This window comes from Helicobacter bizzozeronii (genome assembly GCF_900196775.1).
In the GTDB taxonomy this organism is placed as follows: Bacteria; Campylobacterota; Campylobacteria; order Campylobacterales; family Helicobacteraceae; genus Helicobacter; species Helicobacter bizzozeronii.
The window spans coordinates 1-20675 of record NZ_FZLB01000052.1 but is presented as its reverse complement, the minus strand read 5'-3'; the positions used below and the strand labels follow the sequence as shown (position 1 = coordinate 20675).

25 protein-coding genes and 1 tRNA gene are annotated in these 20675 nt (G+C 46.0%); 5 read left to right on the top strand and 21 right to left on the bottom strand.

Translation table 11 applies throughout. The annotated features are described in order from the left end of the window. The 4 genes from C5684_RS09545 to C5684_RS06480 form a co-directional block, all read right to left on the bottom strand. Window positions 1-202: hypothetical protein (locus tag C5684_RS09545; protein ID WP_233708685.1), on the bottom strand; the 202-nt coding region annotated here is incomplete at its 3' end. Between the two features lie 131 nt (window positions 203-333). Next, on the bottom strand, window positions 334-1719 hold the full coding sequence (locus tag C5684_RS06490) for a multiheme c-type cytochrome (RefSeq protein ID WP_104639796.1): 1386 nt from the start codon (window positions 1717-1719) through the stop codon (window positions 334-336). 30 nt (window positions 1720-1749) lie between these two features. Next, window positions 1750-2358 (bottom strand): cytochrome c3 family protein, encoded by a 609-nt coding sequence (locus C5684_RS06485; RefSeq protein WP_233708684.1) that lies wholly within the window; start codon window positions 2356-2358, stop codon window positions 1750-1752. Window positions 2359-2536: 178 nt separating this feature from the next. Next, window positions 2537-3148, bottom strand: coding sequence for an XRE family transcriptional regulator (locus tag C5684_RS06480; protein WP_013890477.1), 612 nt, complete (start codon window positions 3146-3148; stop codon window positions 2537-2539). Window positions 3149-3300: 152 nt separating this feature from the next. Here C5684_RS06480 and C5684_RS06475 point away from each other — a divergent pair, with 152 nt between their 5' ends. Continuing rightward, window positions 3301-3522, top strand: coding sequence for a tautomerase family protein (locus C5684_RS06475; RefSeq protein ID WP_006017433.1), 222 nt, complete (start codon window positions 3301-3303; stop codon window positions 3520-3522). On the opposite strand, the gene C5684_RS06470 is transcribed toward C5684_RS06475, so the two are convergent. The 16 genes from C5684_RS06470 to tatB all read right to left on the bottom strand — a co-directional run bounded on the left by C5684_RS06470 (window position 3519) and on the right by tatB (window position 14889). Further along, complete coding sequence (locus C5684_RS06470) at window positions 3519-4529, bottom strand: TerC/Alx family metal homeostasis membrane protein (RefSeq protein ID WP_104639794.1); 1011 nt, start codon at window positions 4527-4529, stop codon at window positions 3519-3521. The two genes, C5684_RS06475 and C5684_RS06470, sit on opposite strands and share 4 nt — an antisense overlap. Before the next feature lie 11 nt (window positions 4530-4540). Further along, a complete protein-coding gene (locus tag C5684_RS06465; RefSeq protein WP_006017436.1) occupies window positions 4541-5302 on the bottom strand; it encodes a tRNA 2-thiocytidine(32) synthetase TtcA in 762 nt (253 codons plus the stop codon). A 159-nt stretch (window positions 5303-5461) separates the two neighbouring features. Beyond that, window positions 5462-6295: an urease accessory protein UreD gene (locus C5684_RS06460; protein ID WP_104639793.1), complete on the bottom strand. Its 834-nt coding sequence runs from the start codon at window positions 6293-6295 to the stop codon at window positions 5462-5464. A 2-nt stretch (window positions 6296-6297) separates the two neighbouring features. Then, a complete protein-coding gene (gene ureG, locus C5684_RS06455) occupies window positions 6298-6897 on the bottom strand; it encodes an urease accessory protein UreG (RefSeq protein ID WP_104638728.1) in 600 nt (199 codons plus the stop codon). Window positions 6898-6918: 21 nt separating this feature from the next. After that, a complete protein-coding gene (locus C5684_RS06450) occupies window positions 6919-7596 on the bottom strand; it encodes an urease accessory protein UreF (protein WP_104639792.1) in 678 nt (225 codons plus the stop codon). Window positions 7597-7600: 4 nt separating this feature from the next. Beyond that, window positions 7601-8131 (bottom strand): urease accessory protein UreE, encoded by a 531-nt coding sequence (locus C5684_RS06445; RefSeq protein WP_104639791.1) that lies wholly within the window; start codon window positions 8129-8131, stop codon window positions 7601-7603. 10 nt (window positions 8132-8141) lie between these two features. Then, window positions 8142-8729: an AmiS/UreI family transporter gene (locus C5684_RS06440; RefSeq protein ID WP_104638731.1), complete on the bottom strand. Its 588-nt coding sequence runs from the start codon at window positions 8727-8729 to the stop codon at window positions 8142-8144. 194 nt (window positions 8730-8923) lie between these two features. Beyond that, window positions 8924-10633 (bottom strand): urease subunit beta, encoded by a 1710-nt coding sequence (gene ureB / locus C5684_RS06435; protein WP_104639790.1) that lies wholly within the window; start codon window positions 10631-10633, stop codon window positions 8924-8926. 15 nt (window positions 10634-10648) lie between these two features. Further along, entirely contained in the window at window positions 10649-11353 is a 705-nt protein-coding gene (gene ureA, locus C5684_RS06430) for an urease subunit alpha (RefSeq protein ID WP_013890469.1), read from the bottom strand. 163 nt (window positions 11354-11516) lie between these two features. Further along, window positions 11517-11604: transfer RNA gene (locus C5684_RS06425), tRNA-Ser, on the bottom strand. 37 nt (window positions 11605-11641) lie between these two features. Next, complete coding sequence (locus C5684_RS06420) at window positions 11642-12025, bottom strand: hypothetical protein (RefSeq protein WP_104639789.1); 384 nt, start codon at window positions 12023-12025, stop codon at window positions 11642-11644. After that, window positions 12019-12237: a PP0621 family protein gene (locus tag C5684_RS06415; protein ID WP_006017449.1), complete on the bottom strand. Its 219-nt coding sequence runs from the start codon at window positions 12235-12237 to the stop codon at window positions 12019-12021. The genes C5684_RS06420 and C5684_RS06415 overlap by 7 nt, the downstream gene beginning before the upstream one ends. Continuing rightward, window positions 12230-12769: a 16S rRNA (guanine(527)-N(7))-methyltransferase RsmG gene (gene rsmG / locus C5684_RS06410; RefSeq protein ID WP_104639788.1), complete on the bottom strand. Its 540-nt coding sequence runs from the start codon at window positions 12767-12769 to the stop codon at window positions 12230-12232. Before rsmG ends, C5684_RS06415 begins: the two co-directional genes overlap by 8 nt. Continuing rightward, window positions 12766-13791, bottom strand: a complete 1026-nt coding sequence (gene queA, locus C5684_RS06405; protein ID WP_104639787.1) for a tRNA preQ1(34) S-adenosylmethionine ribosyltransferase-isomerase QueA — start codon at window positions 13789-13791, stop codon at window positions 12766-12768. The genes rsmG and queA overlap by 4 nt, the downstream gene beginning before the upstream one ends. Next, window positions 13791-14492, bottom strand: coding sequence for a twin-arginine translocase subunit TatC (gene tatC, locus C5684_RS06400; RefSeq protein ID WP_104639786.1), 702 nt, complete (start codon window positions 14490-14492; stop codon window positions 13791-13793). Before tatC ends, queA begins: the two co-directional genes overlap by 1 nt. Continuing rightward, the gene (gene tatB, locus C5684_RS06395; protein ID WP_104639785.1) at window positions 14479-14889 is read right to left on the bottom strand and encodes a Sec-independent protein translocase protein TatB; all 411 of its coding nucleotides are present in this window, start codon (window positions 14887-14889) and stop codon (window positions 14479-14481) included. The genes tatC and tatB overlap by 14 nt, the downstream gene beginning before the upstream one ends. 139 nt (window positions 14890-15028) lie before the next feature. Between tatB and rpoD the strand changes: the two genes are divergently transcribed. Genes rpoD through C5684_RS06375 form a run of 4 tightly spaced genes read left to right on the top strand, consistent with a single transcriptional unit; the run spans window position 15029 to window position 20063 of the window. After that, complete coding sequence (gene rpoD, locus C5684_RS06390) at window positions 15029-16903, top strand: RNA polymerase sigma factor RpoD (RefSeq protein ID WP_104639784.1); 1875 nt, start codon at window positions 15029-15031, stop codon at window positions 16901-16903. Then, the gene (locus C5684_RS06385) at window positions 16900-17358 is read left to right on the top strand and encodes a low molecular weight protein-tyrosine-phosphatase (protein ID WP_104638735.1); all 459 of its coding nucleotides are present in this window, start codon (window positions 16900-16902) and stop codon (window positions 17356-17358) included. Before rpoD ends, C5684_RS06385 begins: the two co-directional genes overlap by 4 nt. After that, on the top strand, window positions 17351-18658 hold the full coding sequence (locus C5684_RS06380; protein WP_104639783.1) for an SH3 domain-containing protein: 1308 nt from the start codon (window positions 17351-17353) through the stop codon (window positions 18656-18658). The genes C5684_RS06385 and C5684_RS06380 overlap by 8 nt, the downstream gene beginning before the upstream one ends. A gap of 43 nt (window positions 18659-18701) precedes the next feature. Further along, a complete protein-coding gene (locus tag C5684_RS06375; RefSeq protein WP_013890459.1) occupies window positions 18702-20063 on the top strand; it encodes an FAD-dependent oxidoreductase in 1362 nt (453 codons plus the stop codon). 13 nt (window positions 20064-20076) lie between these two features. On the opposite strand, the gene C5684_RS06370 is transcribed toward C5684_RS06375, so the two are convergent. Beyond that, window positions 20077-20499 (bottom strand): hypothetical protein, encoded by a 423-nt coding sequence (locus C5684_RS06370; RefSeq protein ID WP_104639782.1) that lies wholly within the window; start codon window positions 20497-20499, stop codon window positions 20077-20079. Window positions 20500-20675: the final 176 nt, after the last annotated feature.

Genomic DNA, 20675 nt, shown 5'->3' with positions numbered 1-20675 from the left:
CCCCCCCCCCCCCCCACCGCAGGGGCACACGCTTGCCTAGCGTTTTAGCAAAAAGCATGGGGGTTTTGGGGTTGGTTGTTAGAGAGATACTACTAAATTGTTTGGTTGTGGTCTGCCCCTTGCTAGAGGCTGGGGCTTTGGATAAGAGTTGGATTGGAGAAAACAAAAATGCAATTTTGAGAATGGCTTTTGATTGTAACATCGGTGACCATTTTAGCAAAATAGGGGACATTTTGAGACAAACCGCCCCCGCCCCCTCCAATCTTTAGGGTCTTTTGTTACTCTTGGTAGCTTATTTCAAGAAAACAAGTGCCCCAGCCACACACCCCCCCATCAATCCTCGATCTTGTTGGTTTTGAGGCGTTTTTCATAGATTTTACGCAATTTGCGGATATCTTGTTGCACCTCAAAGACCCCATGCCAGTGGGAGAAGTCCGGACCGCCCATGATTCCACCTTGGCGCATGCGGCGGCCCTCATGGTGCCAAAGGTGATACATCACATTTTGGAATTCATCTGCCCACATGTCCTTGCCAAGCAATTTCTTTTTAGCCAACTCCTCTTTCATCTTCACCGCTTCTTTCCAATATTCATTGTAGAGCAAGATATTTTTATCCGCCATGGTGAAGAAGTTATCAATGTGTGTGGAATTATGGCAATCCATGCAACCTGCTTTCATCTCCGCACGCGCCGCCTCAGGGCCTTGAGGGTTACCTGCAAGGGGGTTGCCATGCGTGATTTTGTTTTCAAATTTGAAAGCCTCGCTGGCTGTTTCATACCCCCCAGTTCTAAGCTCGCTTAAGGGCATGAACAAATTCCATTTCAAACGGCGGCTCACATTGTGGGTAACCGCGCTCTTAGAGTTCCCGCTCATATGGCATGTCGCACAGGTGGGGGCTCTAAAATCAGGGACTTTCCAAGTCCCCGGAGCAGCATCAAAATTCCATTTATTGCCCTCAGCATTGAAGATATGCCCGTGCATGGAGTTGTTGTAAATCTCAATATCGGGGTGATCAGGACCTAAGTGGCAACTCGCACATGCCGCTGGCTTTCTAGCCTCCTCTAGGCTGAATTTATGCGCGCTGTGGCAACTGGCACAATTACCCAAAGACCCATCGGGGAAGGCGGTGCCAATCCCATAGGTGGGCCATGTCTCGGGGGTGGGGCGGCGGTGTTTGTCTAATTTGATGATCGAGCCATGGCATTGGGTGCAACCAGTCGCCTCTGGGGCGCGCCCCAAATCCGGATGCCCCCTACCCTCCACTAGACGCATTAAATCGCGCATGCTCTCTTTGGCAAATATTTGCACCGCACCCCTAACATGCCCGCTGTGTCTAAACTCATCCACCTCTTTTTCATGGCACTTGGCGCAGGTGTTGGTGGAAACAAGCACAGAGATGGGGACTTTAGAACCATGGTGGCCATCCATGGTGAGCATGGGGCTATCTTTGGTAACACTATGGCAATCAATACAACTCACGCCGGCATGGGCATGGCGACTCATCTTCCAATCGGCTACAATCCCGGGAGTCTCCTTAGCATGGCATTCAATACAGCCCTTAGCCTCAGCCCCCAAGTTTCTAAAAGTCTTTAAGGGCAACTGCACATCCATGGCATTATCCACACTCGTCCCGCCCCCTTTGTGCGGATGGGCAGACAAGCTCCCAAGCACCGCACAAATGGCTAAGACTAACGATTGGCATCTTTTACCCACACGCATGGTTATCTCCTATGATTAAGTTTGGCATCTTCACTCCTTTGTTTGGGGTTTTGTTGCTTTTGCGCCCTTAGGATTGGGGATTGTTGCGAGTTCCTCTGGGCTCATTTTTTTCCCACCGACAAGAAACGCATTGGGGTAGGGTTTGTAATTTTCTTTCAAATACTCTTTCAAGTGCAAGCCCAAGTTTTTATGCCCCACTTCATCTAAATGGCACTCCACACATTTTTTTTGGCTCAATCCATTGAAGTAGTCTCGGTGGGGCAAAAAGGCTTTCATGTTAGAAGAAGTGGCATCCTTGAGATTGGCATGGCAACGCAAACAGCCCGAATCAAAAACATATTCGGTAGCCCGCTTGCGGTTAGTCTCCCAATCAAATTTCTTAGGGTCCTTAAAGGTGTTGCCATAGACATCTTCGATGCCCAAGATGGTTTTGCGGATAAAGTAATTCATCACATTATTGTGCGGCAAGTGGCAATCCACGCAAGCAGCCTGAAACCCCACGCCATTTTTGCCCCCATGTCTGTCTAAATGATAAGAATTGAGCTCAGGTGTCATGATATGGCAAATCCCACAAAATTTATCATCTCCAGTCCATTCCACCGCCTGCACGGTCAAAACACTCAAAACCACCCCCAACACGCACCCCCCCACAAAGATCCAAAATATGAAATATCTCCTGATTCTGAGAGCCTCCAAGACACCCATTGACTTCCCTTGCAGTTTGGAACTATTTTAGGAATTATTACACAGCAAAGCTAACGAAAAAATATCAAGACAGATAAAATGATGGATATTGTAAATTCCCCCCTCCCCCGTGTTATAAGCTAAAAGTGTGCAAGACCCCCACCACACGCCCTAAAATCTCAATCTCATCTAAGGATTGCAAAATAATGGGCTGATAAACCGGGTTGTCGCTGATCAAGGACACTTGTGGGCGTTTGCAAAGCCGTTTGACATAATATTCACTATCCAAATTCACGACATAGACCGCCCCTTCATAGCGGGTGTCGTCATTTTGGAATAAAAGCAAATCCCCCTCTTTAATGAGTGGCTCCATAGAGTTCCCCACGGCTTGCAACAAGCCCAAATGATCAGTAGAGGTGATCCCAAAATGCTTTTTGAGAAAAGATCGGCTTTGGGGGAGAAAAACCATGTGATTGCCCTCTTGATTCTTGGATGCGCCCACGCATAGATCCTTAAAATAGGGCACCATCACAATATCTTCAACCTCCCTATGGGTGGATGTGAAAAAATGCAAATCGGTATTGAGAGCGCTGGCGAGCTTTTCTAGGGTATCTAGGGTGATATTGCTTTTTTGCTCGCTCTCATAGCGTTTGATGCTTTGCAAACTCACGCCACATTTGAGTGCTAACTCTTCTTGAGTTAAGTTATTTGCATTTCTGAGTTGTTTGAGCTTCTCCTTTAACATGCCGTTCTCCTTTACACCAAAATATCTCCGCTTATAGCATAAAATATTTAATAATAAGAAAAACCAATATTGGGATATGGTCTTATCTAGTAAGCTTTAAGTCTATTTGATGAAAGTATATGTTAGGATTTGCAAAAATCGAAAGGAGTTTTATGCCATACATCAATATCCGTATTTCAAAAGAACATGGGGGGGCAAGCGCAGAGCAAAAACGCGCCCTCATCAGTGGGGTTACTGATTTAGTCGTGGATATTTTGGGTAAAAAAAGAGAGGCCACCATCGTGATCATCGATGAAATCCACACCGATAATTGCGGTTTGGGTGGGGAGACCATCACCCGCCTAAGGCACACACCCCCCGATCAAAAGGACTAAGACTCTTTGGGTTTGAAAAAACTTAAGAGCACGCCCGCACCCAGCACGCCTAAGACAATGTAAAGGCTAAGGGTCGGGCTGATTTGCAAACCAAAACCAAAAAGATGGGAAGTAGCGTCTAAAATGAGTTTCAGGCTGATAAAAGCCAGCACCACAATCACACTTTTTTCCAAATACACCAAATAACCTTTCAGCACTTCTAACACGAAATAGAGGCTGCGCAAGCCCAAAATGGCAAACATCATCGCGCTATAAATGATCAAGGGTTCTTTGCTCACCGCAATCACAGCCGGCACGCTATCAAAAGCAAACATCACATCACTAAGCTCAATCACCGCCAAACACAAAAAAAGTGGGGTGGCGATGATCTTGGCTTTGCTAAAAGCACTTTGGTGGTGCAAACTAGCAACATCTTTAGCATCTAGGTTTTTTTCAAGCACCTCCAAGCGTTCTTTGCCCACAAAGAAATCATGCCCGACCAGTTTTGGATAAACCGGGAAAAATTTATAAACCAACTTATAAGCGGGGTGCTCTGAGTAATCCTCGCTGTCATCTCCCTCTTTGTTTTGGTTTTGAATCATCACCACACAGCTATAACCCACCAACAAGCCAAAGGCAATTTCCACATACGCTGATAGGTGCAATAAGCTTGCTCCGATCAAGACAAAAATGAGTCGGAAGACAATCGCACCCAAAATGCCGTAGTAAAGCACGCGGTGGCGGTAAATGTCAGGCACTTTAAACCATGCAAAAATCGCCATCATCACAAAGAGATTATCCACCGATAAGGCTTTTTCGAGCACATAGCCGGTGAGAAACAAAGAGGCATTGGTCTTGCCATCATGGATGAGCAAATAAAGCGCAAAGAGCAGGGCAACCCCCACCCAAAAGAGCGACCACAGAGCCGCACTTTTGAGCGTGATGGCTTGATCTTGGCTATGGGCTTTAAAGTCAATGAGCAAAGCTACCACCATAAAAATTAAAAACACCAAGAGATCTGAATACATGATTTTCCTTTTTAAGCGTCTAAGAACGCCCCATCGCTAAAGCTATTGGCATGCACATTGCAAAAGGCGTTTTTGAGCGAGGTGAAAAGCATGGGGTTTTCGCGTTCCATGTTTTGTAAAAAATGCTTGGTGGCTAGCCTTGCAATGGGGGGCTTATCTGAATCGGGTTGTTTGGCTGGGCAGTTGCAATCTGGGGCGGTGGGGATATTTTGGGAGCGCACAAAGTCAATGCTTTGGCGTTCTCTAATGTGAATCAGTGGGCGGATCACAAAAAGCCCATTTTCTGCCTTGTAAATGGGGGGCATGCTGCGCAAACTCCCATTATAGGTAAAATTCATAAAGAAACTCTCCACCGCATCGTCTAAATGGTGGGCGATGGCCAGCTTATTAAAACCATGTTCAAGAGCGTAGTTATAGAGCACGCCCCGGCGCATGCGTGAGCAAAAACTGCAATACGAACTCTTTTCACGCCGTTTTTCTCTAATGGTCTGGGCGATATTGGTGTAAAGAATTTCATGAGGGATATTTTGTTCTGCGCACAAATCAGTAAGCCATGCCAAGTCCTCTTTGAGCCCATAATGCACTGTGGCGGCCTTAAATTCAAATTGGAAAGGGGCATGGGCTTTCATGCGGGCTAACAAACAAGAGAGCAAAATCGAATCCTTGCCCCCACTAAGCCCCACCAACACGCGATCGCCCTGACTAATCAAGTTATAGGCGGCATTGGTGCGCCCGACAATATTTAAAATTTTCTTGCTAATGCTATAAGCCATGGTCATCCTTTATTAAAGCCTTGAATGCTACATGCTAACACAAAGAATCTAAATATGGGGCTTGGGTGGCTAGCCTTGATGGGCTGTTTGGGAAAGAGGATTTTGAGTCTAGGTTATGTAGCAAATACTAGGGCTTTGACACCCAGCACCCTAACCAGATCAACTCTCCATGCGTTCCACCAGCAAGTTTGAAATGCTCTTACGCAAGGCCAATAAAGGCTCTGAGCCGTTGGCTAGGGCTTTTAAACATAGGCTATGATAGCCCTCTGGCAATCTAGTAGGCAAGAGGCTCACCCCAGCGTTGATCTGTGTGCTCTCCAACAATTCTAAAAGATCCTCTAATTTTAATAGGCGTGTTAAAAAAATCCCATTCAAATAATGCGTGTAGTTACCAAACATGCATGGGTTTTTCAAATCCATGCTAGCGGGCTCTAAAATCGTGTTATCTAAGAAGACACTTCTAAGAGACTCGCCTTCTTGGGTAGAAATTTTGAGCGTGGAGTGGATTTTATGGAAGGCAAAAGCCTCGCCCATCGCAATGCGTCCAGCAGTGATGATCTCGCTGTAAAGTAATTGGGCATTGGGGTGCAACACAATATGGCTATGATTTTTAAAGTGTGCGTTGGCAAAGGGGATGATGGGCAGGGGGGAGAAGTCTAGTAAGGCGTTTTGGTGGATATGGATCTGGGTGTTACGCGTTGCGTAACCATCCTCTGTATCTTGGATTTTCTCAAAACTTTGAGAAGAGAGCTCAAGCTGGCAATTTTCCCCAATATCCATTTGAATCTCTTGGGCATCGCCTTTGAGCATCCCCGGGCTCACAGCGATCAAGATGATCTCAGCCATATTGCCTTTTTCATAGAAAGGGGGCATGAGCTTAAAGGGTGGGCTAAAGTAGTTATCGGCGATCACACACTTGCCATTTTGCCCGATTTTGGTCCTCAAATAAAGCCTAGAAGCTTGGGCGTAGCTGGTGGGGTGTTGCACTGCCAAGTTTAATCCTCTAACAAGGCGTATTTTTTGATCCAGCCAATCACGCGATCCAAGCCCTCTTTGGAGCGGATATTGGTGAATAAAAAGGGTTTATCCCCGCGCATTTTCTTAGAATCGCGATCCATCACGCCCAAATCTGCGCCCACATAGGGGGCTAGGTCAATTTTATTGATGATAAGCAGATCGGAACGGGTGATACCTGGCCCGCCTTTTCTAGGGATTTTATCCCCCTCAGCCACATCGATCACAAAGATCGTAAAATCGGCTAATTCGGGGTTAAAGGTGGTGGAGAGATTATCCCCGCCACTCTCAATGAACATCAACTCAATATCGGGGAATTTGGCATGCAATTCTTCCACCGCTTCCAAATTCATCGATGCGTCCTCCCTAATGGCGGTGTGCGGGCAACCCCCCGTCTCTACCCCAATAATGCGCTCTCTGGGCATCACAGAGTTTCTACACAAAAATTCCGCATCTTCCTTAGTATAAATATCATTGGTGATGACACCTATGCTGTATTGTTGGCTCATTGCCCTTGTCAGAGCCTCGATCAAAGCCGTTTTGCCACTGCCCACAGGACCACAAACACCGATTTTAACCATGATTTTCCTTTGCTAAATGGATTAAGACATATAAAGTCTGGAGTATAAATGCTCGTGTTGCATCGCCTTGATGTCATTTTGGATACTCGCCGCACACAGATAGCTTGCGTCCAAGCCCTCTAAAGTGACGAGCAAGGTTGTAAAAGTCTCTTGCAAGGCTAATAAAATGCGTTGCCCGTCATTTTGGGCTAGGGGGATGGTTTTGACACAATTGATCACCATATTAGAGCTTTGCGCATAGAGATAGTGTTTGAGGCTAGCCTCTAAGCCTAATCCCAAGCATGCACAAAAGACCCCATAGGCACTGGCATGGGTGGGGGTGGTGCTTTTTTGCATGTAGTCTTTAAAAAAGGCGCTCAAGGGGAGATCCAACACGCCAATGGTCTTTAAAAAACGATTCCCCAATTTTTGGTTGGCGCTACGCAATTCTAAAGGCGGGGTCGCCAAACAAACCTGCTCCTCCATCTCTAAAATGGACTCTAGGTCTTCTTGATGGGCATAGCCATAAGCCAACTTAAGAGCTAAGAGCTCGGTATATAAAAATTGGGTAGAGAGGTAGGCGCGCATGTAATCAAGCGCACTCTCTTTGCTGGAAACTTCCTTGTGCTGGATATAGGTTTCTAACCCAAAGGAGTGGGTGTAACTCCCAATGGGGAACATGGCATCATTCACTTGGAGCAATAAAAAATCTTTTTGCATAGACCTACTTTTTTATCACAATTTGCAAATCAGGAGCACTTTTAAACTTCAAAGGCACACTGCCCTCTTGCAGAGGATCGGCATGGGGTGCGCTCACACTAATGCGTTGCGAGGCATCCAATTTGCTTTTTAAAACCTCATAGTGCAAGGCTAATTTATCAAACAAGACCTGTAAGGGTCTCTCAAATGGGGTTTTAAAACTCAAAGGGCTATCCCCGTAGTAAAGCGAAGCGTGGCGATTCCCCACTTCATAGCACAAGCGCGCCACCTGCGCCGTGCTGTTAGCATAGACATGGAGGGTGGGCGTGGGGATGATGTTGATAGCAATTAGGCTTGTGGCATCCTCAAAGAGAATATCCCCATCGCATAAGCCCATCTTGGGGGGGTTTTTGAGCTTAAGAACCAACTCCGCACCTTTTTGTGAAGTGAAACGCCCCATTCTTTTTTGGGCATCAAACCACTCCAAATCAATAAAATCTAGCTCCTTAGAGCTACCCCCCTCCTTTAAATTCCCTAGAACGCTTTCTGCAAGCAAGTTCAAAGCCTCATGACCAGTGTTGGATGAAGAGCAACCAAGCAGGGATCCAAGCAGTGATCACACCTTCGATGATGGCAAGCCATGGGACAAATTTGCCCAAGCTTTTGCCTAGCGCACATTCAATCCAACCGGTGAGCCACAACACGCCCCAAGCGAGCCAAATAAACGCCCACCAATCACCCTCAGTGATGCCTAAAAGGCGGTGATCATCAAGTACATCTGAGTAGTGAGAAAGGATCGCTGCGGGGATGGTGTTGATGGTAACAAACAAACAATACCACCCATAAGGTTTCCAATCCAAATTATAGATGTTGTTGATCGCCGCATACATATAGGTAAAACCAAATAACAAGCCCGTAGCAGGTCCATAGAAGTTAATCAAGTGTTGAGACACCTGAGCGACATCCTCTGCACCTGTTACTGTAGGCGTGGGGTTGAAAGTGGAATAGACGATGGCAATCACATTACAGATGATGGAAAGCCCACCTACAAACACATTCATCACAGCCTTGCTTCTTGCATCGACATTGGCAAGACCGCAAACCCCGTTGCTAATCAAAACGATCGCAACATACAACAGCACAAGTCCTAACATGACCATCCTTTGGTGAAAATTTAGAGTTTCCTATCGCCTTCCTCACGCACGCAAAAACCCCAAAACAAGTGCTGTGGGCTGTGGCGAAAAAAATTCTCTTGACTTCATTATAAACCAACAAAGTAAATCGATTCCCCCCCAACAATGCCAAAAATCAAAACTAGAAAACCCCCTCCATCCCTCCTTAAAAAGACCTAGAACAAGTTGTAAAGTTGTGCTAGGCTGATTTTGTCCGCTGCTTTAGAGGTAACTTCCTTACCATCTACTTTTACTTTGTAGGTTTCAGGATTGACCTCAATGTGAGCGGTAACATCGTTGAATTTGAGGTCTTTTTTGGTGATGTTGCGGCAGTTTTTAACGGGCAAAACCACTCTTTGCAAGCCCAACTCTTCTTTAATGCCATTGTCATAAGCCACTTGGGACACAAAAGTAATATTGGTGTCGAATTTGGCTTTGCCATGGTGGCCAAACATCTCGCGGTAATACACGGGTTGGGGAGTGGGGATAGAGGCATTGGCATCGCCCATTTGAGAAAGCGCGATGAATCCGCCCTTAATGATCATATTGGGTTTAATGCCAAAGAAAGCGGGACTCCAAAGCACGAGGTCAGCAAATTTACCCACTTCTACAGAGCCGACATATTCAGAAATGCCGTGCGCAATAGCGGGGTTGATGGTGTATTTGGAAATGTAGCGTTTGATGCGGAAGTTGTCATTATCGCCTTTTTCCTCAGGCAAGCGACCAAATTCTTTTTTGTTTTTGTCCGCTGTTTGCCAAGTGCGGGTGATGACCTCGCCTACACGGCCCATAGCTTGGGAGTCAGAGCTGGTGATAGAGAAAATCCCCATATCGTGGAGTTTGTCCTCAGCGGCGATGGTTTGGGGGCGAATCCTAGAATCAGCGAACTGGACATCTTCTTTGATGTTTTTATCCAAGTGGTGGCACACCATCAACATGTCCATGTGTTCGGCTTCTGTATTCACGGTGAAGGGAATTGTGGGGTTAGTAGAAGCTGGGAGGATGTTAAATTCCCCAGACATTTTAATGACATCCGGAGCGTGTCCGCCACCAGCACCTTCAGTGTGGAAAGTGTGGATAGTGCGTCCGGCAATGGCTTGCAAAGTGTCTTCCACACAACCCGCTTCGTTCAAGGTGTCGGTGTGGATAGCCACTTGCACATCGTATTGATCGGCCACATTCAAGCAATGGTGGATGGCTGCAGGTGTGCTGCCCCAGTCTTCGTGGATTTTAAAGCCAATGGCTCCAGCTTCGAGTTGATCAACCAAGGAAGGTTCATAAGACACATTCCCTTTACCCAAATAGCCCAAGTTCATGGCATATTCTTCAGAGGCACGGAGCATGGTTTTAAGGTTCCAGCGCCCCGGAGTGATGGTAGTGGCATTCGTACCATCAGCAGGCCCTGTTCCCCCACCAATCATGGTTGTGATCCCACTGGCAAATGCTGTGGGGATTTGTTGGGGAGAAATGAAGTGGATGTGGGTGTCAATCCCACCAGCTGTAACAATCAGCCCTTCAGCAGCCAAAGCCTCAGTAGCAGGGCCCACGCAAAGATTGTTGCAAACGCCATCTTGCATGTCTTTATTGCCTGCTTTGCCAATGCCATGGATTTTGCCGTTCTTAATGCCAATGTCGGCTTTGTAAATGCCGGTGTAATCCACGATCAACGCATTGGTGAGCACGAGATCGAGTTCATGGCTGCTGGGGCTATTGGTTTGTGCCATCCCATCGCGAATGGTTTTACCGCCACCAAACTTAATTTCTTCGCCATAAGTGGTGCAGTCATGTTCGACTTCTAAGATCAGGTCGGTATCGCCCAATCTCACTTTATCGCCCGTAGTGGGTCCATACATAGAAACATATTCTTTTCGAGAGATTTTTTTCATCGGATTGTCCTTTCCTTATTTTTTATCGCAACCGCAATTCACAACACCAAAACCATGTTCTTTGGCGCGTTTTAAAGCAAGTTTTTTGCCATCAGTATCGGCTTGGCGATCCACAAGAGAGTTAAAGCCGTAAATGCGTTGGTTACCGCCAATTTGAATCAATTCCACGGTTTTTTTCTCACCGGGTTCAAAGCGTACAGCGGTTCCAGAAGCGATGTCTAGGCGTTTGCCATAGGCTTTTTCGCGATCAAATTCGAGAAGTTTATTGACTTCAAAGAAGTGGAAGTGAGAGCCCACTTGCACGGGGCGATCGCCTTTGTTATGCACTTCTAAAGTGGTGGCTTGTTTGCCTGCATTCAAAGTGATGTCTTCGTTTTTCAAAATCACCTCGCCGGGAGCCAATTTATGCCCACCATCTTCAACGGGGGTGTGGATGGTTACCAGCTTTGTCCCATCAGGGAAGTTGGCTTCAATCCCCACTTCGTGGATCATATGGGCTACACCGGGCATGACATCATCAGCTTTAAGAAGTGTCCTACCTTCTTGCATCAAGTCTGCCACACTTTTTTTACCTGCACGGGCTTCTTCCATCACATGGGCACTGATGAGGGCTACTGCCTCAGTATAATTTAGCTTAACGCCATTTGCTTTGCGTTTTTTAGCTAGTTCGCCCGCATAATGCAACATGAGCTTGTCCAGCTCTTTAGGGGTTAATTTCATCCTAAACTCCTTCTACCAAATTTGTATTATTGAATAGCTAGGCTATCAACGGGACAAATTCTAGTCTGTTTTGGCTAACCTTTGTTAATATTTTCGTTAGCAAAGATAATATTATTTATTCTAAGTTGATCTTATTTGCTGAAAACATAAAAATAGGGGAAAATGGCGGAGAGAAAGGGATTCGAACCCTTGAAGGCTTGCACCTTACACGCGTTCCAGGCGTGCTCCTTCAACCACTCGGACATCTCTCCAAAAGGGCTATTTTAATCTATGGAGGCTAAAAACACTCTAAAGCCACAAAAAAGATCGGAACACCGCACCATCTAGGCGTAATTTAAGCACCTCTTCTAATTGCTCTGCGTGCTCAATCACCTTTAAAATGCGCGCATCTAATAAGTAGTCATTAGCAATGCTCTGGCACTCCTCTAGTTGGTTTTCTGCCAAGATATATGCCGGTTTAAAATTTGCCATTAGGGCACATTCTAAGGGGTTTTGCACCCATATAGCGTATTTGACCCCTTGATCGCTACAATGTTTGGAAAGCCCAAAAGCATCTGTATGGCAGGTTTGGAAAAAGGGGATCGTGTGGCTAGGCACTTGGGCGATCGCCTGTATATCAGCCACGCATTTAAAAGGCATGCAGGGGATTTTAGGGTGTCCAAAAACTAGCATGAATCCCCCTTTTGCAAGCACGCTTGGCAACAATAGGCACGCCCATTGCTAAAAAACGCCTCTTGGCTAGAAACATAGGTTTGGCAATGGGCACACTCTAATAAACTCTCGATTTGGGAAGGATTGGAAGGGCGGGGTTTGCTCTTTTTGGGGCGCAAAAAGAGCCAGCAAATCCAGCCAATGATGAGTAAAGGAATTAATAATCTAAGCAAAATCTCTCCTTTGGGAGTAAAAATAAACCCGTTTGCCATATACATGGCATTCATGATCGGCACAAGCGATCTCAGTGCGCAGATGGCTACCCTTGTAAAATAAAAAATGCCCCTGCTCCCTTAAAAAGGGCGCGCTCAAGGCGATCAAATTTTGGGCGTTCATCAAGGCTCTGGAGGTGATGAGATCGACTAACACACTTTGAGGGCTCAATGCTTCGATCCGCATGCGTTGGATTTCTAGGTTATTCAAGTTCAAGGCAACCTTTACATGGTGCAAAAAAGCCACTTTTTTAGCATTGGGCTCTAATAAGATAAAGCGGGCATTAGAGCAGGCTAGGCTTAAGGGGATGGCTGGAAAACCCGCCCCACTCCCTATATCTAAGCAAGACTTAAAGGGAGCGATAAAGTCCAAGACTTGCAAGCTATCTTGTATATTGTTCTCTATATCTTGGTGGTTTTTTGCCCCGCTCAAATTATGCACGCTCCCCCACTCTAAAAGCAAATGGGTAAATAGGTCTAATTTAGCCCTCATAAGATCAACATCCCATCGCCATAGGAATAAAAGCGGTAGTGGTGTTCTATGGCGATTTTATAGAGTTCTAGGCATTTATCCAAGCCCACCATAGACGCAACCAACATGATTAAAGTCGATTCGGGTAGGTGGAAATTAGTCAGCAAGGCTTGGGCGTGCTTGACCGGGTTGCCTAGGTGCAAAAAGAGTTTGCAAGGTTTAAGCCCAAAACCCCGTTTATAGTGTTCTGTCGCCCTTAAAGCGGTTGTGCCCACACATAGAATATAGGGGGCTTCATCTAGGGCAAGCCCGGCTTGTGGGGAGACTTCTACAAATTCGGCATGCATGGGGTGCTCTCTAATGTCCTCACTCTGCACGCTTAAAAATGTCCCCGCCCCCACATGCAAAGTGATAAAAACATGCTTAAAATTCTTTAATAGGTGGTCTTTTGCGCTCTGTGAGAAATGTAAAGACGCTGTGGGGGCGGCGATCGCCCCTAGATTTTTGGCAAACACGCTTTGGTAGTCTGTAATGTCCGTGCTCTCATCGGGGCGTTTTAAATAAGGTGGGAGGGGCACATGCCCTAAGAGTTCCAACATCTCTAAAACCCCCGCCCACTCTAAAAGCTCCCCCCCATGTTTGAAACTTAACACCCTCAAACCATTATCTAGCACTTCTAAGACCTCACAAGAATACCCCCCCTCTAACCCCAGCACGAGTCCGGGGCGCACTTTCCCGCGCATTTGGGCTAAACACGCTGTGGGGCTAGCCGCGTGGTGTAATAAAATCTCTACTGGGCGTTTTTGGGCGGTGTGAGCAAAGAGCCGTGCTTTGATCACTTTGGTATCATTGAGCACCACAAGGGCGTGTTTGGGGAAAAAATCAAAGATTTCTTTAAAAGTGCTGTGGGTGAGTTTGTTGCTGGCACGCTCATAGACCATTAATTTAGCCTCTTCTTTGGGGTCTATGGGGTGCGTGGCGATGAGGTGCTGGGGCAAGTCATAGGCGTAGCTGGCACGCTTAAACTCTCTAGGGATGGGCATTAAGGTTTGGGGGCGGGATTAACCCATTTGGCGATCAAAATGGAGAGCCCATAGAGTCCAATTAAGGGCAGTGCCATTAAAACTTGACTCATCACATCGGGGGGGGTGATGATGGCGGCGATGATAAAGATCACCACAATGGCATATTTGAAGTAATTTTTCAAACTCTCATCGGTGATAAGCCCCACTTTGGCTAAGAAAAACGCCAACACCGGCAATTCAAAGGCAAAACCAAAACCCAAAATCAAACGGGTAAAAAAGCTCACATAACTAGAAGCGGAGATATTGGCTTCAAAAACCGCATTCCCAAAGGTAGAGAGGTAATTGATCACAAAGGGGAAGACAATGTAGTAGGAAAATGATGCGCCCGCAACAAACATCAAAGTTCCAAAGAAAACAAAGGGCAAGACCACCTTTTTTTCATTTTTATAAAGTCCGGGGGCGATAAACAGCCATGCTTGCCAAAAGATCACGGGCATGGACACCGCCAAAGCGGCAAAAAAACTCACCTTGATAGCCACCATGATTCCCTCAATCGGGGAAATCTGTATGAGCTTGCCATGGTAAGACGCTCTGATCCACTCAAAAATGATCTGCCAAAAATGGAAACACAGCCCAAAAGCCACCACCAAAACGGCAATCGAGATCACAAGGCGTTTGCGTAAATCTTGTAAATGGGGTTTGAGATCATCTAGGAGCATCGGGGGGCTTTTTCTCCAAACTCACTTTAGGTTTCTCATCAGCCTGCACCTCTTCAGACAAACTATCTAGGGGGTTGTCTTTGGCAATGCTTTGGGCGATCTCTTTGAACTCTTGCAACTCCTTGAACTCCTTGAACTCCTCTAATTCTCTTTTTAAAGAGTTTTGCACCTTCTGTGTCCCTTCTTCAAAATATTTTTTGTATTCCAAAGATTGTTGCCTAAGTTCCTCGATGTGAATCTCTTTATCTAAAGTCTCTTTAGCATCATTGAGCGTTTTTTTAACTGCCCTAAAAAACTTAACAATATCCACTAGGGCTTTAGGGAACTTTTCGGGTCCTAAGAAGATGATGGCGACCACAAGCACGACCAATAACTCAAAAAATCCCATTCCAAACATGGTTTGATTATAGCATATTACTGGCTAAGATGATCGCCCCTGCATTAATTTGTTTGTAAGCTAAAATTAAATATAATACGGGTGCTTTTCTCTTTCTAAAGTGCTCTTTAACTCTAAATCACGAATAGGATATTTGAACATGGAAAATGCTAACCACAAATCTACCAAAAACCCCCATAAAATTCAAGAAGAGCTAGAACAACTCTTCCAAGAGGGCGGTTCTAGTGTTTCTTATGAACGCATTGTGGATATTATCCAAAAAATCCCCACGCTAGCGCAGGTCAAAAAGATCAAGGATTTGGCACTCAAATACCACAAGAGTTTCATACACTCCTCAGAATATGCGCTCACTTCTCTCCACTCTATGGAAAGAAAAACGACACGCAAACGATCCAAAGCCTTAGAGGAGGAAGAGGACAGCCTGGACTTTATCAAGGAAAAGGAATTGCACGAATGGTCTAGGAGCGATAGCCCCGTGCGCATGTATTTGCGTGAAATGGGCGAAATCCCACTTCTAAGCAAAGAGGAGGAAGTCGAACTTAGCAAACAAATCAAGCTAGGCGAAAACATCATCTTAGATGCCATTTGTTCTGTGCCCTACCTGATTGACTTCATCTATGGCTATAAAGAGGCGTTGATCAATCGCGAAAGACGAGTCAAGGAGTTGTTCAAAAACTTCGATGATGAGGAGAGTGCGACCAAGAAAGACGAGGAAGTTGAGATGGAGGAGGGCGAAGATGAAGAGGGCTTAGAGGTGAAAAAAAATCTCTCTGAGAAGGATAAAAATCGTGTTGAAAAAGTCTTGGAGAGCTTTAAAGCCCTTGATAAAGCCAAAAAAGATTGGCTCAAATCGCTCAACACCCCGCCCACTTCTCAAGAGGACGAGCTTTTATATGCCTTGACTTTGGCGTATAAACGCCGTGTGTTGAAAGAAAAGCTCTACGACCTAGGACCTACAAGCAAGCTCATCAGCGAATTAGTTAAGGCGATGGAGACTTCGCTTAAAAGTGGGGATGGATTTGAAAAAGAATTAAAACGCCTTGAGTACAAACTCTCTTTATTCAATGAAAGCCTCATTGAGAACCACAAAAACATTTTAAAGACCATCACCACCATGAGCAAGGAGGAGATTGCTAGCATGGTCCCTGAGGCGACCATGATCAGCATTTACATGGAGATTAAAAAGCTCTTCCAAACTAAGGAGGCAAGCGAAGATGGCTTTGATTTAGAACCTAGCAAGCTCAAAGAGATTTTAGAGCAAATCAAGCGGGGCAAACTCATTTCTGATAAAGCCAAAAATAAAATGGCGCGCTCCAATTTGCGCCTTGTGGTGAGCATTGCCAAACGCTACACCTCCCGTGGCTTGCCCTTTTTGGACTTGATCCAAGAGGGCAATATCGGGTTGATGAAGGCAGTCGATAAATTTGAGCATGAAAAAAATTACAAGTTTTCCACTTACGCCACTTGGTGGATCAAACAAGCCATTAGCCGTGCGATCGCCGATCAAGCCCGCACGATTCGCATCCCCATCCACATGATCGACACGATCAACCGCATCAATAAGGTCATGCGCAAGTGCATGCAAGAAAATGGCAAGGAACCCGATTTGGATTTGGTGGCTAAAGAAGTGGGCTTGCCCTTAGACAAGGTCAAAAATGTGATCAAAATCACCAAAGAGCCCATTAGCCTCGAGTCGCCGGTGGGCAATGATGATGATGGCAAATTTGGGGACTTTGTGGAAGATAAAAATGTGGTTGGCTCGATGGAGCACATCATGCGTGAGGACTTGAAAGCCCAAATTGATGGGGTTTTAGACCAACTCAATGAGCGCGAAAAATCCGTGATCCGCATGCGTTTTGGCTTGCTGGAGGATGAAAGCGATCGCACGCTAGAGGAGATTGGCAAGGAGCTCAATGTTACACGCGAGCGGGTGCGCCAGATTGAGAGCAGTGCCATTAAAAAGTTGCGTAGTCCCCAATATGGACGCTTGCTCAGAAGTTACTTGCGTATATGAATGCGCCCCAATCTCTTTTATTTCTGTGCTTAGGCAATATCTGCCGTTCGATGTTAGCGCGGGGCATCGCCCTTGAGTTGATCCAAAAGCAACAATTAAATTTAAAAGTCGATGGGGCGGGCATTTCTAACTACCATGAGGGCGAACATGCCCACCCACCCATCATTGCCCTAGCCAAAAGGCATGGCATCGATTTAACCCCCTTTAAAAGCAAACCCATTACCCAAACCCTAGCCAGCCGCCATGATTGGATCATTGCGATGGATACAAGCAATGTCAAATCTCTAGGCACGCTGGGCATCGCTCACCCCCACATTTACAAATTGGGGGATTTTGGGCTAGGCGGGATAGACATCCCCGATCCCTACACTTTCACCCAAGAAAGAGACTTAGAACATGTCTATGATCTGATCTATCAAGGTGTTACCCATCTCTTAAAGAGTTGCCATGCCTAAAATTTTGCTCCTCCTTGTGGCATTTTTGGCAGGAGCATTAGCCCACGATGGGGCTTTATTGGATTTGATCAAGCTCCCCCAAAAGGCGACCTACTATCTCCCCAAGCACGCTCTGCCCATCCCCTCTAAAGCCAAACTCAAAAAGGCGTATTTGGAGCAATGGTATGCCCCTTGGGTGGATATGAAGGTGATGGACGACCTAAATGAAGTTTTTTGGATGCGTGATACCTTCAGTGCTTTGGGTTTTGGCAAAGATGGCAAACCTAACGATCCAGCACGCATGCAGGCTATTTATGAGAGCATGGACATCCCCCACTACCCCAGCACCGCCCTTAAAGCAGTCATCTTAGCCGATACCAGCGTGCGCGCCGTGCCCAGCCAAGAGCCCTATTACCGCACTAAAGATGGCTACCCCTTTGATCGCTGGCAAAATTCCTTTATTTTTGCCGGCACGCCCGTGCTCATCACCCACTACAACAAGGAACGCACCTACGCCCATATCCAAAGCAGTTTTGTTTTTGGCTGGGTGCGTGTGGAAGATATTGCCCTCATCAAACCCCAAATGATCCAGCAAGTGATGCGCCTTAAAGAGTATCTCACCCCCTTACGCGACAAAATAGCCCTCTATGATCAACGCAAGAATTATCTAGCAACAGCGCACATGGGTGAGATTTTCTTAAAAATCCCCCACACCTCTAGGCAGGTCTATATTTACAAACAAGATCAAGAGGGTTATGCTTATCTGAGCCCAGCTTTTGTCAATCCCAAAGATTTTACGCCCTTCCCCCGTCCGCTCACCCAAAAGACGATGGCGACCATCATAGACACCATGCTAGGGCAAAGATATGGCTGGGGTGGGGCACATCAAGACCGCGATTGTTCGGCTTTCACACGGGATAGCTTTGCTAGTTTTGGGATTTTACTCCCCCGCAACTCTCTAGCCCAAGTGCAGTATGCCAAAAATGCCATCGATCTTAGCCACATGCCCGCACATAAAAAAGAAGCCTATATCATCAAGCATGCCACCCCCTTTGCAACCATTCTTTGGCTCAAAGGGCATATCATGCTCTATCTAGGCACACGCCACAGAAAAGCCATCGTGGCGCATAATATTTGGGCGATCTCTGTGCCCAAGCGCCACAAAAAGACCCGCATTTACAACATTGGTAAAGCCGTGATCACGACTTTAAGGTTGGGCAAAGAACACAAGGACATGTTTGCGCATTCCAAACTTCTAATCGATCGGGTCAAGGCCATGTCTGATCTTTACGATTATAGCTTAAAGTTGGTCGCATATTGATTATGCTAAAATCGGGCTTTTTAAATTCAAACAAAGGATAGGAATGAAGCGGGATTTTGATGTGGTGATTGTGGGGGGCGGGGTGTCTGGTTGTGCCTTACTTTGGACCTTGAGTCAATATACTGATTTGAAAAAAGTCGCTTTGGTGGAGAGAAGAAGCGGTTTGGCTAAGGTCAGCTCAAATGCTAAAGCCAACTCCCAAACTATCCACGATGGGGCAATTGAAACCAATTACACCGCCCAAAAAGCCAAGAAAGTTAGACTTGCAGCCGAAAAGCTCAAAAATTACGCCCTCAATAAAAACCTACAAAATACGGTCATCTTTGAAATGCAAAAAATGGCAATCGGGGTGGGTGATAAAGAATGCGCTTTTATCACCAAAAGACATGAAGAGTTCCAAGAAATTTACCCCGGTTTGACCTTTTTTGACAAGGCTAAGATTAAGCAGATTGAACCTAAGGTGATCTTGGGCCAACAAGGCTTGGATCGCCCCGAAAATGTCGTGGGGAGTGGCTTTGAGAAATATTGGTGTGGCATGAACTTCGAGCTTTTGAGCGAGAATTTTGTTGAGGAGGCGATGAAAATCCACTCTGAAAACCATGTTTTCTTTAACTTCAAAGTGTCCCGCATTGAGTCGTGCATGGATGATGAATGGGCGGTGATCTCCACAGAGGGCGATGAAATCTATGGGAAGTTTGTCCTAGTTGATGCGGGGTCATATTCCTTGCCCCTAGCCCAGTCCATGGGCTATGGTTTGGAATTAGGTTGTTTGCCTGTAGCGGGGAGTTTCTACTTTGTACCCGGTAACTTGTTGCGTGGGAAGGTCTATACCGTGCAAAATCCCAAACTCCCCTTTGCCGCCTTGCATGGCGACCCGGATGTGTGGATCAAGGGCAAAACCCGCTTAGGGCCAACAGCTTTTGCGATGCCCAAATTAGAGCGCAATAAAAGCCTCTTAAAAGGTGTGAGCTGGGAGCTTTTCAAAATGGACTTCAACCCCGATGTGATGGGGATTGTCTATGATCTCTTCTCAGAAAGAGATATCCGCAACTATGTCTTTAAAAACTTTGTCTTTGAATTGCCCTTCTTTGGCAAACGCAAGTTTTTGCACGATGCGCGCAAGATCATTCCTTCACTTTATTTGGGCGATCTCCAATATGCCTATGGTTTTGGGGAAGTCCGCCCCCAAGTGCTCGATCGCACACGCAAAAAATTAGAGTTGGGGGAAAAGAAAATTGTAACAGGTCGGGGCATCACCTTTAACATGACTCCCTCCCCGGGCGCGACCAGCTGTTTGGAAAATGCGCTTAAAGATGCTAAAGAAATCGCCGAATACTTGGGCGCACGCTTGGATGTTGAACGCTTCTATGAAGAATTATCCCCTGAGGAGCTCAAAACCCTTTAAGCCCGAGGAGGGGTTAGTAAATGGTGATGTGTTCGGGCTTGCAAAAGAGCACGAGCTCCTTGCCATTTTCGAGACGATAGAGCTCAATGGAGCCTTGATCTAAGACAAAATCCACGCTACAATCATCCAAATGGACCTCTACGCGTTGCATATTAGCTTCTTTGCGGTCGGGTTTAATGGTTAAAATCCGTCCGGTAAAAGCCATCGGATCTAGTTTTAGGTGCTGGCTAAAATTAGGAATCAACACAGAAATGACTTTGAGAATGAGCGTAATGTCATCATCGATTTGGCAATTTTCGACCTCTGCAATGGGGCATTTGGCCTGCACCACAACATTTTTAGCTTCAAAATGCACCCGATAGTTCCCTTGTCCTCTTTCGTGCAAAGAGATTTTGCCCCGTATGCGGTTTTTAACATAAATACTATTGCTAGCCATAACGTTCCTTATTTTAGATCATAATCAGAGATTTTGTCCATTTTAGCACAAACAGATCAACATACAAGCTTACTTTTTGAGCACCAACCGCTCTCACAGACTTATAAAAAACCCTAAAACTTATAAAAACCTATAAATCTCAAGGCTCATGCTGTGTTCCTGTTTCCACCATGCTG